Source organism: Hyalangium gracile, from assembly GCF_020103725.1.
Lineage (GTDB): Bacteria > Myxococcota > Myxococcia > Myxococcales > Myxococcaceae > Hyalangium > Hyalangium gracile.
The window spans coordinates 72576-89213 of sequence record NZ_JAHXBG010000025.1; the positions used below are offsets into that span (position 1 = coordinate 72576).

Consider the following 16638-nt stretch of genomic DNA (forward strand, 5'->3'; position numbering starts at 1 on the left):
CACTTGGCAAGTCCCCACCCGGGGTGCCGAGAGGGTGGGTAGGAGAGGGGTGGTCACATTCCTGAGGGTGCGCGTGTGCGGCACAATGCCGTCAACCCCCTGCGCTGCCTGTGGCCTGCCGCACTTCGGCGCCCGACTACCGCCAGCCAGCTGTGACGGAGATGCGGCGCTTCATGGATCACTCGGGCCTGGGTTGTGTGCGGGAGCTTCGGCGCGGGCAACATGCCTGCCTCATCTACGATCATGGAGAAGATCCCCACACCGCAGTGGCGCCCTTCGCCGCCGCGGGGCTCGAGGCCGGTGAGCGCTGCGTTTATGTCGTCGGCGAGCACGATCCCGCTCGCATCGAGCGCAGCCTGACGGCGGCCGGAGTCGACTTCGCGCGGCAGCTGCAACGGGGAGCGCTGGTCCTGCTGAGCCGCTGGGAAGTCTCTTTTCCCAATGGTGAGTTCGATCCCACCGCCATGATCGGCTTCGTGCGCCAGGCCATCACCCAGGCCCTGGCGGACGGCTTCACCGGCCTGCGCGTCGTCGCCGAGATGACGTGGGCACTGCAGATGGGCGTCGGCGCCAACAAGCTCATCCACTACGAGGCGCTCGGAAACCACCTGTACCCGGACGAGCCCCTGGTCGCCGTCTGCATGTACGACCGCTCCCGCTTTCCCGTGGCGGTCTGCCATGACGCCCTGCGCGTCCACCCCTGGGTCGCCGTGGGAGAGGTGACGTACGACAACCTCTATTACGAGCCACCGGCGACGGTGATCGATGGCGCCGCCGCCGACACCCGTGTGCAGTGGATGCTCGAGCAGCTGCAGCGTGTGCGCGAGGCCGAGGTCCAGCGGCGCGAGCTGTACTCCGCCCGTCTGGCGCGAGAGGAGGCCGAGGCCTCGGCCCAGGCCAAGGACGCGCTCCTGTCCATGCTGGCGCACGAGCTGCGCACGCCGCTCACCAGCATGCTCATGTACACCCAGGCCTCGCTCCGCAAGCTCGAGGCCGCGCAGGCGGCCGATCTGCCCTCACTCCGACGCAGCCTGGAGGTCGTGGCCCGTCAGGCGACGAAGCAGGCGCGGCTGATCGACCAGGTGCTCGACGCCGCGCGTCTGGCCTCGGAACAGCTGCCGCTGACCCTCGAGCACTGCGATCTCGCCGCCCTGGTCAGGGAGGTGGTCGAGCTCACCCAGGCCGCGGCTCCGGAACACCCCCTGGTCGTCCAGGTCTCCAGCCAGGCCGAGATGATGGCCGATCCGCTGCGCATCGAGCAGGTGCTGGTCAACCTGCTCGACAATGCTCGGAAGTACACCCCTCCTGGGACCTCGATCGAAGTCGGGATCCTCCCGGAGTCGGAGGGCATTGCCCTGGTGGTGAGAGACCATGGAGCGGGCATCCCCACCGAAGATCATGGGCGCATCTTCGAGCGGTTCCACCGCCTGCGCAGCGATCAGAAGGGCGTCGGACTCGGGCTGCACATCAGCCGCGAGATCGTCCGCATGCATGGCGGCGACCTGCTGGTCGAGACGCCCCCGGACGGCGGGACCCGCTTCATCGCTCGCTTCCCTCGCCATGAGGCGGCCTCCCAGAAGCCCGGGAGGCAGGAGAAGGACCCTCGCTCGACTCCTCGAGCCAGCGAGGAGCACCCACACCCCTGAGCAGGTCCGACGAGGTCTTCAACCGGTCCGAACTGGTCTGCTTGTCATACCAGTTCGCGACCGGTTCGCTCACAGGGCACGTCCCTGGGTGGCGTCCATCTCCAACCGGAGCAGCCAGTACCGAGACGCCCCAAAAAGAAAATGCGCGGTCCGCGTTTGAGACAGCGAGGGTCCGAACTCGGGCCCTTCTCTCCAGGAGCGGAAGACACATGAAAGCGTTCCAGCAGCTCGTCCGATTCGTCCTGCCCTGCCTCGTGGTCCTGTGGGCGCAGACGGCCCTCGCCGTCCCCGTTCAGATAGTGCCGGGGGCCTACGCCGGGAACTGGAGGCTGGGAAACGGGGATGACTACTCCGGCGTGCGGACCCTCGACGTGGCGCCCGGTTCGCACACGCTCACCGTGGGCAACCAGGGCAGCTTCACCTTCAGCGTCGCCGCCAACGGTGCCGTCACCTCCGCCAACCCCGTGGCGGCCACCGGCGCTCTCGGCCAGCTCATCTTCAACACGGCCCAGGTGAGCGTGAACCCCGCCGGCTACACCGGCACCTGGGCCATCCAGGGCAGCACCGGCATGCTCCAGGGACAGCAGTGGGTGACGCTCGTGCCAGGGCTCACCTATCTGCTGCGCGTCGGAGCCTATGGCGTCATCTTCTTCGACGTCGGAGCGGGCGGCGCGGTCAGCACCCAGGCCACGGCCTCCGCGACGGCGTCCGGCAACACGCTGACCCTGTTCTCCGCTCCCGTCACGATCGATCCCGGGCTCTATGCGAGCGGCTGGAGCCTCGAGGGCGCCTACGGGGCCGGCACGGGGCTGCGCACGCTGAACCTCGTCCCCGGCCAGCGGTACTACGTGAGCATCGCCGGCTGGGGCGGCACCTTCATCAATGTCGCGGCGAACGGCACCGTCAGCCCCGAGTCCCCGGCCTCCGCCACGGCCTCCGGCAGCACGCTGACACTGAAGAACGCGCAGGTGAGCTTCCACGCGCGCGACTACGTGGGCAGCTGGGGCGTGTCGAACGTGTTCAACTCCTCGCAGCTCACCGGCTCGGCGCAGCTGGTGCCTGGGGTCCAGTACCGCCTCTATGTCGGCGGCGCGGGCGGCTTCCTCTTCTTCGTCGACGGCAACGGCAACGTGAGCACGCAGGCCACCGCCTCCGCCACGTCGGCCGGCGGCACGCTCGTGCTCAACACCGCGCCCGTGCGCATCGCGCCCCGGGACTCCGCCCAGGCCTGGAGCCTCAACGCGGCCACGGTCTCCCTGCCCGTACCCTGGACCGGCACGCACACGCTGAAGCTGGTGCCCGGCGTCAGCTACCGGCTCCACGCCGGGACGTCCCAGGCCGACTTCAACGTGAGCACCACCTGCGCACCGAGCCCGACGTACCTCGCCATCGGCAGCGCGGGCTTCGATCTGGGCTGTACGCCGTAAACGCCTCTACCTACCGGCGGGGCTGTCCACCGCGCCGCACCTGGACGAGCTCCGCGACGATGGAGACGGCGATCTCCTCGGGCGTCAGCGCGCCGATGGCCAGCCCCATCGGCGAGCGGATCCGGTCCAGCGCCGCGTCCTCCGCGCCCGCCGCCTTCAGCCGCATGCGGAAGCGCTCGGCCTTGCGCCGGCTGCCGATGACGCCCAGGTACGCCGCGGGCTTGCTCAGCAGCGCCTCCACCACGGCCTGGTCCAGCGGGTGGTCATGCGTGGTGACGCAGAAGAAGTCCTGGGCCCCGCCCGCCACCGCGCGCGCATGGTCGGCGGGGTCCTTCAGCAGCACCTCGCAGCCGGGGAAGCGCTCGGCGGAGGCCCACTCGGGCCGGGCGTCCACCACCGTGACGCGGAAGCCGACCTTGCGAGCCAGGGCCGCCAGCTCCTTCGCCACGTGCCCGGCGCCGAACACGGTCAGCCGCGCCGGTGCCCCGTGCTTCTCCAGGAACACCTTCATCCGGCCGCCGCAGCACATCCCCAGCTCGTGGGTCAGGTGCGTCTCGATGACGCGCGTCTGCTCGGGAGCTCCCAGCAGCGCGAGCGCGGCATCGATGATCTGATGCTCGATGGCGCCGCCCCCCACCGTGCCGCGCAGCGAGCCATCCCCCAGCACCACCATCTTCGAGCCCGGCTTCTGCGGCGTGCTGCCCGCGCTCTCGATGACGGTGGCCAGGACGAAGGGGTGGCCCTCGGCGACGAGGGCGGCGATCTCCGCGTAGAGGTCCATCGGCGTTCAGCGAGCCTTCCGTGCCCGCCTAGCCAAAGAACACCTGCGCCACCTTGAAGAACTCCTCGGGCACCCGCTTGAGCTCCTTGGTGGCCATCGCCAGCTCCTCGCTGATGATCTCGTTGCCGCGCAGGGCCGCCATCTTCCCGAACTCGCCGCGCGCCACCATGTCGCACGCATGCACGCCGAAGCGCGTGGCCAGCACGCGGTCGTGCGCCGTGGGCACGCCGCCGCGCTGGATGTGGCCCAGCACCGACACGCGCGTCTCGAAGCCCGTGCGCCGCTCAATCTCATGCGCCACGATGCTGCCCACGCCACCCAGGCGCGGCCGGCCCGCCTCGTCCAGCGCGCCCGAGGTGATGAGCTGCTCGCTCTTGTCCTCGGACAGCTTCACGCGCGTGCCCTCGGCCACCACCACGATGGAGAACGAGCGGCCCGAGGCGTGCCGGCGCTGGATGTGCTCGGCCACCCCCGCCAGGTCCGCGGGGATCTCCGGCACCAGGATGACGTCCGCGCCACCCGCGATGCCCGCGTACGTGGCGATCCAGCCCACGTGCCGGCCCATCACCTCGCAGACGATGACGCGCTTGTGGGACTCGGCCGTGGAGTGCAGCCGGTCGATGGCGTCCGTGGCGATGGTCACCGCCGTGTCGAAGCCGAAGGTGAAGTCCGTGCCGTTCAAGTCATTGTCGATCGTCTTCGGCACGCCGACGATGCGCAGGCCCTCCTGGGACATGCGCGTGGCGGCCGAGAGCGTGCCCTCGCCGCCGATGGCGATGATGGCGTGGATGCCGTTGCGCTCCACCGCGCGCTTCACCTTCTCCAGGCCGCCCTCGACCTTGAAGGGGTTGACGCGCGAGGTACCCAGGATGGTGCCACCGCGATGCAGGATGCCGGAGGTCGTCTCCCGCGTGAGGCGGAAGTGGTTGTCTTCCAGCAGGCCCTTCCACCCATCTCTCAGGCCCATCATCTCGAAGCCGTGCTCACTGGCACGGCGGACGACGGCTCGGATGACCGCATTGAGGCCGGGGCAATCGCCCCCGCCGGTGAGGACAGCGACTTTCATAGGGAGTGGTTTCTAGCGCGAGCGAGGGCGAAGCAAGGGAAGGAAATTCCGGGTGACCCCTCAGAACGTCACCGGCCCCCCCAAGTCATCCAACCAGGGGAGGGCGCCGGGCGGCCCATGGGCGGGCACCCTCCAACTGACCGGCCAGCCGGAAGAGGGTGGCCTCGTCCCCGAAGCGGCCGATGAACTGGACCCCCACCGGCAGGCCCTCCGCGCTCCAGTGGAGGGGCACGGACATGGCGGGGTTGCCGGTGATGTTGGCCAGCGGGCAGAAGGGGGTGAAGGCGGCGGCGCGGAACAGGGGCGCCATGGGCTCGTCCGGCGGGGCGTCGAAGGTGCCCAGCGGCACGGGGGGCTCGGCGAGCGTGGGCAGCAGCCAGGCGTCCACCTCCACGAACTTCCGCGCGAAGGCCCGGGCGTAACGCTGCATTGCGTCATACGCCATCAGGTACGAGGCGGCGGTGTTTTGACGCCCCATGTCATAGAGGGCCCAGGTGAGGGGCTCGAAGGACTCGGGGGTGAGCTCGCGGCCCAGCAGCGGGGCCATCTTCTCGAGGGCGACCACGGCCCCGCTGGACCAGATGGTCATGAACGTCTGGGCCAGCATCTCCTCGTCGGGCACCTCCAGGCTGCCCTCCTCCACCGTGTGGCCCAGCTCCTGGAGCAGCCGGACGGTGTCCTCCACGGCCTGGATGCACTCGGGGTGGACGGGCACGCCGGTGTTGGTGCGGGTGGTGAAGGCGATGCGCAGCCGGCCCGGGGGCGTGGCCACCTCCTGGGTGTAGGGGCGGGCCTTGGGCGGGGCGGCGTAGGGGGCGCCCACGTCGGCGCCGTCGGTGGCATCCAGCAGGGCGGCGCTGTCGCGCACGGTGCGGGTGAGGGCGTGCTCGGTGACGAGCCCGTGCATGATGTCGCCCACATCCGGCCCCATGGGGAGCCGGCCGCGCGAGGGCTTCAGGCCGAAGATGCCGCAGCAGGAGGCGGGGATGCGGATGGAGCCGCCGCCGTCCCCGCCGTGGGCGATGGCCACCATGCCGCTGGCCACGGCCGCCGCGGCGCCGCCGCTGGAGCCGCCCGTGGTGTGGTCCAGGTTCCACGGGTTGCGGGTGGGGCCATGGAGCCGGGGCTCGGTGGTGGGGAGGATGCCGAACTCGGGGAGGTTGGTCTTCCCGAGGATGACGAGGCCGGCGCGCTTGTAGCGCTGGGTGAGCTCGCTGTCGTGCGGCACCACCAGGTCGGCGAAGAAGCGCGAGCCCGAGGTGAGCTTCTTGCCCGCGTAGCTGGAGATGAGGTCCTTGAGGAGGAAGGGGACGCCGGTGAAGGGGCCCTGGGGCAGCGGGCCTCGCGCCAGCTCTCGGGCCTCGTCGAACCACTGGTCGATGACGGCGTTGAGTTTCGGATTGAGGCGCTCGATGCGGGCGATGGCCGCCTCCACGAGCTCCAGGGGTTTGACTTCCTTGCGGCGGACCAGCTCCGCCTGGGCAGTGGCGTCGAGGGCAGCAAAGGCGTCCATAGGGGCCGGCACTCTACTTCATCTTCCATACCGGAAGGGTCCTTCCCCTGAGGGCCGCGAATCGTCATATATGGACTTCAACCCTCTCGATGCCCGGATGTCCGGGCCAACCTGGCGCGTCCCGTGAAAGTCCGCGTCTTCGCCTCTGAGCTGGAAGCTGCTACCGCCTGCGCGGCCCACATCGCCGCCGAAGTCCGCGCCCGCCCCGAGCTGGTCCTGGGGCTGCCCACAGGGCGCTCGCCCATCAACGTCTACAAGGAGCTGGCGACGCTGCACCACCGGGGCGAGCTCGATCTGTCCCGCGCCACCACCTTCAACCTGGACGAGTTCCTGGGGCTGCCGCCGGATGACCCGGCGAGCTTCCGCGCCTATATGGAGCGCCACCTCTTCCAGCACGTGAACCTGGCGCCCGAGCGCATCCACTTCTTCGACGGCAGCGCGCCGGACGCGGAGGCGGAGTGCGTGCGCTACGACGCCGCGGTGGCCGCGGCGGGGGGCTTTGACCTGGTGCTGCTGGGCATCGGGCCCAACGGGCACATCGCCTTCAACGAGCCCGGGGACTCGGCCCTGGCGACCAGCCACCGGGTGCTGCTGTCCCGCGAGACGCGCCAGACGCTGGCGCCGCTGGTGGGGGACGACGTCTCGCGGGTGCCCATGGCGGCGCTGACGCTGGGCGTGGCGCCGCTCATCCAGGGCCGCCAGGTGCACCTGATTGCGTTCGGCGCGAGCAAGGCCGCGGCGGTGACGGCCATGGTGCATGGCCCCATCACCCCGCGGTGCCCGGCGTCCTTCCTCCAGCTCCACCCCAACGTCAGCCTGTGGCTGGACGCGGTGGCCGCGCGGGGGCTGCAGCGCGGCTGAGCCAGCGCCCGCGTCAGTAGGCGTTGTTCTCCGCGAAGCTCTTCATGCGAGAGGGGCGGTCGCTGGTCGAGACGGTCTGCAGCTTCCCCTCGCGCACCTGGCGCAGCAGCGAGACGAACTCCTCGCGATCCTCCAGGCCATCGGTGGCGTTCTCGGCGAGCTCCTCGGCCACGGCGAGGCTCCAGTCGCTGGCCTGCGGCGCGCCTCGGAGGATGTCCGCCGTGCCCGCCACGGCGGTGGCGAAGCGCAGGTCCGCGGAGGCGTCATCCAGGTCGTCGTGGAGCTCCGCTCGCGCGAAGGAGAAGGTCTGCTCGGCGGCCTCGCTGCCGGCGGGCGTCTTGGCGCGCACGCGCACCGTGGCCACGTTCGTGCCCTCGCCCGTCAGCTCCACCTCGTACAGCGCGGTGACGGTGTGGCCCGCGCCGATCTCCCCCGCGTCCACCTTGTCGTCGCGGAAGTCGCGGTCGGCGATGTCGCGGTTCTCGTAGCCGATGAGCCGGTAGCCGCGCACCGCCGTCTTGTCGAACTCCACCTGCACCTTCACGTCCTTGGCGATGACCTCCAGCGTCCCGGCCAGCTGCTCCTGGAAGACGCGGCGCGCCTCCCTGTCGCTGTCGATGTAGAAGCAGTTGCCGTTGCCCTTGTTGGCCAGCTTCTCCATCAGGTCATCCCGGTAGTTGCCCATGCCCAGGCCGATGGTGGACAGCGTCACGCCCTCCTGGACGTAGCCGCGGATGCTCTCCAGCATGGCCTCCGCCGTGACGTTGCGCCCCAGGTTGGTGTCGCCATCGGTGAGGACGATGACGCGCGAGACGACGTCCGGGCCGGCCTTCCTGGCCGCGTGCTGGTAGGCGATCTCCAGCCCGCTGCCCATGGCGGTGCCACCGCCGGCGGTGAGCGAGTCGATCGCCTCGAACAGCTTGCGGCGCTCGGAGGCCGGGGTGGGCGGCAGCACGTCCCGCACGCTGCCCGCGTAGGTGACGAGCGCCACGGTGTCCTCCTCGTTGAGGCCGTCCACCATGAGCTTCATCGCGCGCTGGGCCAGCGGCAGCTTGTCCGGCGCGTCCATGGAGCCGCTGGTGTCCGCCAGGAAGACCAGGTGCGTGGGCTTGCGCTGGCTCTTGCCGATCTTCCGCGCCTGCAGCCCGACCTTGAGCAGCTGCCGGCCCGGGGTGAAGGGAGAGGGCGCGCCCTCCAGGTCCACGCGGAAGTCCCCCTGCTCGGGCGCCGGGAGCCGGTACTTGAAGTAGTTCACCCACTCCTCCACGCGGACCGAGTCCCGGGGCGGCAGCGAGCCTCCGCTCACGTAGCGGCGGAAGAGGGCATAGGAGGCGGTGTCCACGTCCACCGCGAAGGTGGAGAGGGCATCCTCGGAGGTGAGGGTGAAGGGGTTGGGGCGCTCCGCGGCGTGGGTGTTGCCCGCGGACCGGGGCTCGGCGGCGAGCGGAGCGGCAGGTGCCGCGCCGTCGTACGCGTTGTTCTCCGCGAAGGTCCGCATCGTCTTTCGACTGAGGCGGTAGTCGCCTGGTGAGGCGCTGACGGCGTCACTGCTGCCCAGCGCCGCCGCCCGGGCCCCGAAGAGCGCGCGGAAGTTGTCACCGAAGAGGGTGACGGCGCCCACCAGGAGCACGACGGCGGCGAGCGTGAAGACGACGACCTTGGAGATTGCTCCAGAACCCTTCATGTGCGCGGACCTCGTCGAGGCGGGGGGCGTGGCACCAGCGCGGGCATCCATCCCACGCCGCGCACGCGCGCGCGTCGGTCGTTCGTCCGAGGTCGGTCAACGGGAGGATGGGGGGAGGTCGGACACGCGCGAGCGGGCCTTGGGCGTGGCCGGCGGCGCGGGACGAGGCGCGGGACGCGCGGCGACGGTGGGCCGGCTCTTCGCGCTCACGGTGGGCTTCGGCGGCGGAGGCCGCAGCCGCTCATAGGCCGTCAGCACCTTCGCCACGTAGAACTCCGTCTCGCCGTTGCGCGGCACCTTCCCATGCACCGCCCCCGGCCCCGCGTTGTACGCGGCGACAGCCAGGCGCACGTCGTCGAACCTCGCCAGCTGCGCGGCCAGGTAGCGCGCGCTGGCGTCGATGGCGGGCCCCGGCTCGAACGGATCCTCCACGCTCAGCATGCGCGCGGTGCCGGGCATGAGCTGGCCGGGCCCCATGGCGCCCGCGGGGGAGATGCGGTGGGGATGCGTCTCGGACTCCACCTGCACCAGCGCGTGGAGCAGCCCCGTGGGCAGGCGGTGGCGCTGCTCGGCCTGGGAGATGAGGGGCTCGAGCGGCTCGTGTCCGCTGAGCAGGCACGCCGGCCGGTGCTTCGCATAGGCCCCCAGCGCGTGGAGCTTCTGCTCCAGGAAGGACAGGGAGAGGGGCGACACCTGGGTGTCCCCGAAGAAGGCGACGGCCAGGTTGAGCAGCACCACGGGCACCAGGGCGAGCAGCCCCAGCCACGCCCACCCCGGAACGGGGAGCCCCGCACTGATCCGCTTGCGCGCCACGGCTCTACCCTTAAGGGCGCTTGGGCTTCCCGTCCATCTTCCGGCGCCCCGGCGCGCTGTCCGGAGGCAGCCGCAGCCCGTCCAGCACCAGCGTGGTGAGCGCGTCCGGCAGCTCCAGCGGGTTGCCGATCTCCTCCTCGCTGAGCACCGCCAGCAGCAGGCGCTCCACCGCGCCCACCACCGCGAGCCCGCTCACCGCCGGGCGGATGGGGCGCAGCAGGCCGTGGGTGTGGGCCTTCTGGGTGATGTCCACCGCGTGACGGGACACCAGCCGCGCCAGCTCCACCACCTTCACGCGCGCGCCCACGGCGGGGCCCCGGCACTCCTGCAGGTAGAGCCGCACCACGCCCGGGTACTGCAACAGCGAGCTGGCGATGATGGCCGCCACCGCCCGGTAGGCCTCGAACATGGCCTCCACGTCCCGCGCCACGGCCAGGGCTCGGCCGCACGCCTCCATCCCGTCGAGCAGCTCGCGCCGCACCGGCTCCAGCAGCGCGTCCACCAGCGCCGTCTGGTCCTCGAAGTACCGGTAGAACGTCCCCTTGGCGACCCCGGCGGCCTGGGTGATGTCGTCAATGGTGACCCCATCCAGCCCCCGCTCGACGAAGAGGCGCAGGCCCGCCTCGCTCAGCTCCTTCATGCGCTCGCGGCGGTTGGTGTCCCGCGTGCCGCCCTGGGGACCAGGGCGCCGGGGAGGGGATTCGGCGGGTGGAGTGGACACGGACCGACGGTGCGGGTTGCGGCGTGGGCTCATTTCGTTGCGATTCACAAAAAAAGTGACCAAATAGTCATTATTTGGTGCGACACCGTAGAGGGGCCGGACGCGCCACCGGAGGCGGAGCATGATTGGCATCCCATTGGGCTTGCTCTACAGCAACTTCGGCGAGTGGTTGCTGCACAAGTACGTGCTGCACGGGCTGGGGAAGAATCCCAGGAGTTTCTGGAGCTTCCACTGGCACGAGCACCACCAGAAGTCTCGGCGCAACGAGATGGTGGACGACCAGTACACCAGCCCCTGGTGGGTCTGGTCGCCCCAGTCCAAGGAATTGCTGGGGCTGGCGGCCATCGTGGCCGGGCACCTGCCGCTGTTTCCCGTGGCGCCCTTCTTCACGGCCACGGTGTGGTACTCGACGGTGAAGTACTACCGCATCCACAAGCGGGCTCACCTCGACCCCCATTGGGCGAAGGAGCACCTGCCGTGGCACTACGACCACCACATGGGGCGTGATCAGAACTCGAACTGGTGCGTCACCCACCCCTTCTTCGACATCGTCCTGGGGACGCGGAAGGAGTTCGTGGGGGTGCAGCCCAGGGCTCCCGAGGCGGTGAAGCCCGCGCCCCGCCCGGCGACGTCCCCCGAGCCCGAGCAGGACGTCTCCGCCGCGCCTCCCCCTTGAGCAGCCCGGGGTCAGCGGCGCGAGCGCCTGGCTGGCTGCTTGGAGCCCTTGCCGGCCTTGCCGGTGACGCGCTGCGCTGGAGCCTTCTTGACGGACTTCCGCGTCGCTGGCTTGGAGGCCTTGCGAGCAACCACCGTCTTCGCTGCGGGCTTCTCCGCCGCGGGCTGCTGCTTCATCCCGCCGAGCACGGTGTCCAGGGCCCGGAGCGCATCCGTGGTGGTGAAGATGCCCAGCACCTCCGCGCCGCGGAGCACGACGGCCGAGCCGTACTTGTGGAGCGCCATCTCCCGGGCCACGTCGGCCAGCGGCGTCTCCGGGGCCACGGTATAGGCGTCCTGGGACATGGCCTCCTCGACGGAGACCTCCTTGGGGACCACGTCCTTGAGCGTCTCGATCAGGTGGAGATCCCGCTGAGAGAGCATGCCGACGAGCCGGCCTCCCTCGAGCACGGGGAGGTGACGGATGGCGTGGTCGTTCATCATCCGGTGGGCTTCGGTGAGCGGGCTCTTCGTCCCAATCGTGTGGACGGAGCGGGTCATGAAGTTCTCGATGGTGTCGTTCATGGACTTTCCTCGGGGTTTCATGAGGCAGGTAGCAAACCGTCGGCCAACCTCTTCCCTCTGGGGAAGCTGATCCCGCTCGAGTGAGCGCGCATCCGGTGCGTGGGAGTCGGACGGGGCGCAAAGGTTGCGCTCGCCCTGCCGCCGGGGCTCGAGTGCCATCCCGTGGACAGCCCGCGACGTCTGGTCGGAGGGCAGGCAGGCGCCTGAAGCGCGGCCCCATGTATCCCCGGTGCATAGCTTCTCCCAGCGCATGCGGACCCGGCCACGCCGGGAGGAGGCGGCCGGTCATGAAGATGCTGGCGGCGAAGAACCCGGAGAAGCTCATCGACTTGCTCCACGAGCGGCTCACCTTCGAGCGGACGAGCGTGAAGCTCTACGATCGCGTCCTGTCCCTGATGGCGGCCTCCGAGGAGCCGCAGATCCTCGGGATGCTGGACACGATGCAGGCCTACCGGGACGAGGAGGCCGAGCACCAGGCGTGGCTGGAGGAGCAGATCCAGGCGCTGGGCGGGGACGTGAACGCGGAGTCGGAGCGCTCCCGGCTGGTGGCCACCGAGTCGCGCGGCATCGAGGAGGTCATCCTGCGCGAGGACGTGGCGCTGCAGCACCTCTTCCACGCGCTGATGGCGGCGGAGCTGGTGGACAACGCGGGGTGGGACCTGCTGGCGGCGCTGGCGGAGGAGGCGGACGACGACGACGCGCTGGACGCCTTCACCCTGCGCCAGGCCGAGGAGGAGGACCACCTGGACTACCTGCGGCAGACGATGGCCCGCTACGCGGAGAACCAGGTGCTCGGTGAGCGGCTCCAGCTGCCCACCGAGCCGTAGCGGTCCGGGCGCGGCTCAGAAGAGCAGGTCGAGCACGTCCGTCTTCAGCCAGAGGCCCGCGCACACGCGCAGGTCTCCCTGCCAGTCGCGCTGGGGCAGCACGCCGCTGGCCTCGAACGTCAGCTCCAGCTCGTCCTGGCGGATGAGCTCATTGAGGTCCAGCACGCCGCTGCCCGTGGCGGTGAGCTTCTGGGTGGAGGTCTGTCCGGCGGCGCGCCTGTACTCGAGCAGCCTGGTGGGAGCGCTCTGGCCGGGCAGGCGCAGGGCGACGCTGGCGCGCTCGATGCCGCTCAGGTCCACGTCGGTGGTGGTCAGCTCGAAGAGCCGCACGCGCAGCTCGGCCTCCGTGCTGCCGGTGGGGATGGTGGCGGTGATGTCGCCGACCGGAAAGTTGATGGTCTGGGAGACGGTCCCGGGGATGGGGATGCTGGCCGGGAACTCGAGGTTGCGCTGAAGCTTGCAGACCTCCTCGGTCTCCGCCTCGACGGAGAAGAGCGAGTCGCAGCCGGTGGAGAGCAGGGCAAGGGCGAGGAGCAGGATGCGGATGGAAGAAGGGCGCATGGGTCGCTCGGATCAGAAGAGGTAGAGGAGGAAGCCCAGCTTGACGGAGGGCGTGGTGAAGCGAAGGGTGAGCGGCCTGGCGGTGATGTCCGGATCGTTCGTGACGTCCTTCAGGAGCCGGTCCGCGTCCTCGATGGTCATCGAGCCGCGAGCCAGGCCGACGCGCAGGTAGAAGGAGAAGCGGTCCGGCCTGCCAATCTCGAGCCCCACGCTGGCGCCGCCGTAGTTGTAGCCCACGTCCTCGATGGGCACGGACGTCCGCAGGGGGATGCCGCCCAGCCGGTCGATGAGATCGTTGTAGTTGGCGTCGAAGTAGTGGCCCACGTCCAGGTTGATGGACGGGGAGATGAAGGTGGACAGCGGGACCAGGCTGATGCCTCCGCGCACCCCGAAGCTCAGGGTGTTCGTCGTGAGCCCGGCGTTGATGCGCAGCCAGCGCACCGGCCGCGCCACGGCGGAGACGCCGATGCCGTCCGGGGCTCCGACGTCGAGCATCGCGCCGAGCCCGAAGCTGTCGGCGGGGTCGCTGGAGGAGTCGGCCGCGACCTCGGGGGAGGCGCTGGAGTCGTCCTGCGCCAGGGCCTCCGCGCCGGTGCCGAGCGCCAGCACGCAGGCCAGCGCCGCACCTGGGCGGGAGAGACTGAAGGCTTCACGTCTGATCATCGAAGTGCCTGTCTTGAGAGGAGAACGTGGCCGGGGTGGCCGGTTCTCATCATTCGTGGACGCCACCGGAAAGAGAAGCGGCGCGCCGTGCAAAAGGCCTGACGCCGCTCCAGGCCTGCGTGGATTGAAGTCCTTTCCGGCTTTGTGCGGCTCGCGGCCGGCCTGTCGAGGCGCGAACGAGACGCTGCCCCGCGGGGCAGTTTCCGTGGCGGGGATCGGGATCAACTTTCTCTGCCGTCCTGAGGGCCAGGGTGGGCCAACGCGGGGAAGGAGACACGATGATCGACGAGGTCGACCAGCGCCTGAAGGCGTGGGTGGGCGAGGTGGTGGGTGATGCCTCTGTGTCCTTCGCGGTCCCAGAGCGCGGCACCCTGACGGATGGTGTGAACCTGTACCTGCTGGAGCTCGGCGCCGCGCCGCCCGCGCGCTCGGTGCGCCGCGTTCCCCTGCAGTTCTCCGTCTGCTACCTGATCACCGTGGGCGCGGAGAGTCCGCAGCGCGCGCACCAGCTGCTCGGGGAGCTCGTGTTCTCCGCGCTGGAGACGCCCGACTTCGAGGTGGATCTCAGCCCCATCCCGCTGGAGCTGTGGACGGCGCTGGCCCTTCCTCCACGGCCGGCCTTCCGGGTGCGGCTGTCCGTGCGGCGCGAGCGCGAGGAGCCGCACATCCGGCGCGTGCGCTTCCCGCTCGTCACGCAGACGGTGCCCAACGAGGCGCTGCTGGGGCGGGTGGTGGGGCCGGGGGACGTGCCCATCCCCGGGGCGCTGGTGGAGCTGCCCACGCTGAAGCTCAGCACGCGGACGGATGCGCGCGGCGGGTTCCGCTTCCCGCTCGTGCCCTCCCGAGCGTCCATCGGTCGGCTGGAGGTGCGCGCCAAGGGCGAGGTGCTCCAGGTGGGCGCGGAGGCGCTCAGCTCCGAAGAGGGGCAGCTGGTGATCCGCATGCCGTTGAAGGAGGGGTGACGTGCCGAACTACCTGACGCCCGGTGTCTATGTGGAGGAGGTCTCCACCGGGACGCGCTCCATCCAGGGGGTGGGAACCACGACGGCTGCCTTCGTGGGCCGGGCGCCCCTGGCGGATGCGCGCCTGCACGAGGCCGTGGCCATCAACGGCTGGTCCTATTTCCTCAAGGAGTACACGCGGCCGGACACGCCAGGCACGGCCTTGTCTCGCGCCGTCCATGGCTTCTTCCAGAACGGCGGGCGGCGCTGCTTCGTCGTCAACATCGGCGACGGCCAGCGGCTCACCGGCGGGACGCGTCGGCGCGAGGGGCTGGCGGTGCTCGAGGAGGTGCCCGAGGTGGCCATGGTGGCGGCCCCCGGCTTCTCGGACTCCGCGGCCCATGACGCGCTGCTCGCGCACGCGGAGAAGATGAAGGATCGCATCGCCATCCTGGACTCTCCCGAGGATGTGGATGACATCGCCCAGCTCACCCGGATCGCGCTGCTGGAGGCACCGGGGGCCCGGGCCGGCGAGCCGAGGACGCAAGAGCAGCCGCTGAAGGGGCTGCGCCCGCGCTTGTCGGACCAGGGGTTCGGTGCCTTCTACTACCCGTGGCTCACCACGGTGGACCCCATGTCCGGGGAGCGGGTGAACGTCCCGCCCTCCGGCCACATGGCGGGCATCTACGCGCGCACGGACGTGGCGCGCGGGGTGCACAAGGCTCCGGCCAACGAGGTGGTGATTGGCGCGGGCAACCTCGTCAAGCACGTCACGCCCGAGGAGCAGGCGGAGCTGAACTCCAACGGCGTCAACTGCATCCGCTACTTCCCCAACCGCGGCATCCGGGTGTGGGGGGCGCGCACGGTGGCGGGCGCGGACAGCGAGTGGCGGTACCTGAACGTGCGCCGGCTCTTCAACTTCGTGGAGGAGTCCATCGCCCTGGGCACGGGCTGGACGGTGTTCGAGCCGAACGATCCAACGCTCTGGGGGAACATCCGCCGGGACGTGGGGGCCTTCCTGCTGCGGCTGTGGCGGGACGGGGCGCTGCTGGGGCGCACCCCGGACGAGGCGTTCTTCGTGCAGTGCGACGAGCAGACCAACTCGCCCGAGAGCATCGACGCGGGGCAGGTGGTGGCGCTGGTCGGCCTGGCGCCGGTGAAGCCGGCGGAGTTCATCATCTTCCGCATCGGCCAGCACCAGGGCGGCGCGGAGGTGGAGGAGGTGAAGAATGGCTGAGGCCAAACCCCCCGAGACTCCACCGGGCCCGCGGGATCCGGGCGCGCAGCCGGGCGCCCTGGTGGACCCGTTCCGGGCGTACAACTTCAAGCTGCTCATCGACGGGGTGAACGAGGGGCACTTCACCCAGTGCACGGGGCTGCACGCCAAGGTGGAGGTCATCCCCTACCGCGAGGCGGGCGGCGGCTCCGTGGTGCGCAAGCTGGCGGGCCCGCTGCGGCTGGGCGAGGTGACGCTGCGCTATGGGCTCACCCAGTCTCCGGAGCTGTGGACCTGGTTCCAGGCCTCCGTGAGCGGCCAGCCCCAGCGCAAGAACGTCTCCATCCTGATGGTGGGGATGGACGGAGTGACGGAGGTGATGCGCTGGAACCTGCTGGAGGCCTGGCCCGCCGAGTGGCACGGCGCGCCGCTGGATGCGCTCGGGCAGCTGGTCGCCATCGAGTCCCTCGTCATCACCTTCGAGTCCTTCAACCGTGGATGAGCGCTCCCAGAGCCGCTGGCGCGACGTGCTTGTGCGCTCCCTGGCGCGGCGGGTGAAGGCCTGGGCCGAGGCGGTCCTCGCGCAGGCCCCCGAGTCTGTCGAGCCCTCCGAGCCAGCGCCGCCGGGTCGGCGGGAGGTGGCTGCCGCGGAGCCCGTGGAGCGCTCGGTGGAGACGCC

At 70.4% G+C, this 16638-nt stretch carries 17 protein-coding genes; 8 read left to right on the top strand and 9 right to left on the bottom strand.

The window, feature by feature from the left end; all coding sequences use genetic code 11:
- The first annotated feature begins 173 nt into the window (after positions 1-173).
- Together KY572_RS36705 and KY572_RS36710 are read left to right on the top strand one after the other, a co-directional pair.
- On the top strand, positions 174-1646 hold the full coding sequence (locus KY572_RS36705) for an MEDS domain-containing protein (protein WP_224248361.1): 1473 nt from the start codon (positions 174-176) through the stop codon (positions 1644-1646).
- A gap of 209 nt (positions 1647-1855) precedes the next feature.
- Complete coding sequence (locus KY572_RS36710) at positions 1856-3073, top strand: hypothetical protein (protein ID WP_224248362.1); 1218 nt, start codon at positions 1856-1858, stop codon at positions 3071-3073.
- Positions 3074-3083: 10 nt separating this feature from the next.
- On the opposite strand, the gene xdhC is transcribed toward KY572_RS36710, so the two are convergent.
- The 3 genes from xdhC to KY572_RS36725 form a co-directional block, all read right to left on the bottom strand.
- Positions 3084-3854, bottom strand: coding sequence for a xanthine dehydrogenase accessory protein XdhC (xdhC, locus tag KY572_RS36715; protein WP_224248363.1), 771 nt, complete (start codon positions 3852-3854; stop codon positions 3084-3086).
- 28 nt (positions 3855-3882) lie between these two features.
- A complete protein-coding gene (locus tag KY572_RS36720; RefSeq protein ID WP_224248364.1) occupies positions 3883-4920 on the bottom strand; it encodes a 6-phosphofructokinase in 1038 nt (345 codons plus the stop codon).
- An 85-nt stretch (positions 4921-5005) separates the two neighbouring features.
- Positions 5006-6433 (bottom strand): amidase, encoded by a 1428-nt coding sequence (locus tag KY572_RS36725; RefSeq protein ID WP_224248365.1) that lies wholly within the window; start codon positions 6431-6433, stop codon positions 5006-5008.
- Positions 6434-6556: 123 nt separating this feature from the next.
- Between KY572_RS36725 and KY572_RS36730 the strand changes: the two genes are divergently transcribed.
- Positions 6557-7294 carry a glucosamine-6-phosphate deaminase gene (locus KY572_RS36730; RefSeq protein WP_224248366.1) on the top strand — a complete coding sequence of 246 codons (738 nt, stop codon included), beginning with the start codon at positions 6557-6559 and terminating at the stop codon, positions 7292-7294.
- Positions 7295-7307: 13 nt separating this feature from the next.
- Here KY572_RS36730 and KY572_RS36735 read toward each other — a convergent pair whose 3' ends face one another.
- The 3 genes from KY572_RS36735 to KY572_RS36745 form a co-directional block, all read right to left on the bottom strand.
- Positions 7308-8978: a vWA domain-containing protein gene (locus KY572_RS36735; RefSeq protein WP_224248367.1), complete on the bottom strand. Its 1671-nt coding sequence runs from the start codon at positions 8976-8978 to the stop codon at positions 7308-7310.
- A gap of 96 nt (positions 8979-9074) precedes the next feature.
- The gene (locus tag KY572_RS36740) at positions 9075-9791 is read right to left on the bottom strand and encodes a lytic transglycosylase domain-containing protein (protein ID WP_224248368.1); all 717 of its coding nucleotides are present in this window, start codon (positions 9789-9791) and stop codon (positions 9075-9077) included.
- Positions 9792-9801: 10 nt separating this feature from the next.
- Positions 9802-10545, bottom strand: a complete 744-nt coding sequence (locus KY572_RS36745; protein ID WP_224248369.1) for a TetR/AcrR family transcriptional regulator — start codon at positions 10543-10545, stop codon at positions 9802-9804.
- Positions 10546-10633: 88 nt separating this feature from the next.
- Between KY572_RS36745 and KY572_RS36750 the strand changes: the two genes are divergently transcribed.
- Complete coding sequence (locus tag KY572_RS36750; protein WP_224248370.1) at positions 10634-11188, top strand: sterol desaturase family protein; 555 nt, start codon at positions 10634-10636, stop codon at positions 11186-11188.
- Positions 11189-11199: 11 nt separating this feature from the next.
- On the opposite strand, the gene KY572_RS36755 is transcribed toward KY572_RS36750, so the two are convergent.
- On the bottom strand, positions 11200-11751 hold the full coding sequence (locus KY572_RS36755; RefSeq protein ID WP_224248371.1) for a CBS domain-containing protein: 552 nt from the start codon (positions 11749-11751) through the stop codon (positions 11200-11202).
- A gap of 287 nt (positions 11752-12038) precedes the next feature.
- On the opposite strand from KY572_RS36755, the gene KY572_RS36760 reads away from it, so the two are divergent.
- A complete protein-coding gene (locus KY572_RS36760) occupies positions 12039-12578 on the top strand; it encodes a hypothetical protein (protein WP_224248372.1) in 540 nt (179 codons plus the stop codon).
- A gap of 15 nt (positions 12579-12593) precedes the next feature.
- Here KY572_RS36760 and KY572_RS36765 read toward each other — a convergent pair whose 3' ends face one another.
- A complete protein-coding gene (locus tag KY572_RS36765) occupies positions 12594-13139 on the bottom strand; it encodes a hypothetical protein (RefSeq protein ID WP_224248373.1) in 546 nt (181 codons plus the stop codon).
- A 12-nt stretch (positions 13140-13151) separates the two neighbouring features.
- Positions 13152-13802 carry an autotransporter outer membrane beta-barrel domain-containing protein gene (locus KY572_RS36770; RefSeq protein WP_224248374.1) on the bottom strand — a complete coding sequence of 217 codons (651 nt, stop codon included), beginning with the start codon at positions 13800-13802 and terminating at the stop codon, positions 13152-13154.
- 278 nt (positions 13803-14080) lie between these two features.
- Here KY572_RS36770 and KY572_RS36775 point away from each other — a divergent pair, with 278 nt between their 5' ends.
- From KY572_RS36775 to KY572_RS36785, 3 genes are read left to right on the top strand one after another with little or no spacing between them, the layout of a single operon-like run.
- Positions 14081-14764 (top strand): carboxypeptidase regulatory-like domain-containing protein, encoded by a 684-nt coding sequence (locus KY572_RS36775; RefSeq protein WP_224248375.1) that lies wholly within the window; start codon positions 14081-14083, stop codon positions 14762-14764.
- Position 14765: 1 nt separating this feature from the next.
- Positions 14766-15980: a phage tail sheath family protein gene (locus KY572_RS36780; RefSeq protein WP_224248376.1), complete on the top strand. Its 1215-nt coding sequence runs from the start codon at positions 14766-14768 to the stop codon at positions 15978-15980.
- Entirely contained in the window at positions 15973-16461 is a 489-nt protein-coding gene (locus KY572_RS36785; RefSeq protein WP_224248377.1) for a phage tail protein, read from the top strand. The genes KY572_RS36780 and KY572_RS36785 overlap by 8 nt, the downstream gene beginning before the upstream one ends.
- The last annotated feature ends 177 nt before the right edge of the window (positions 16462-16638 follow it).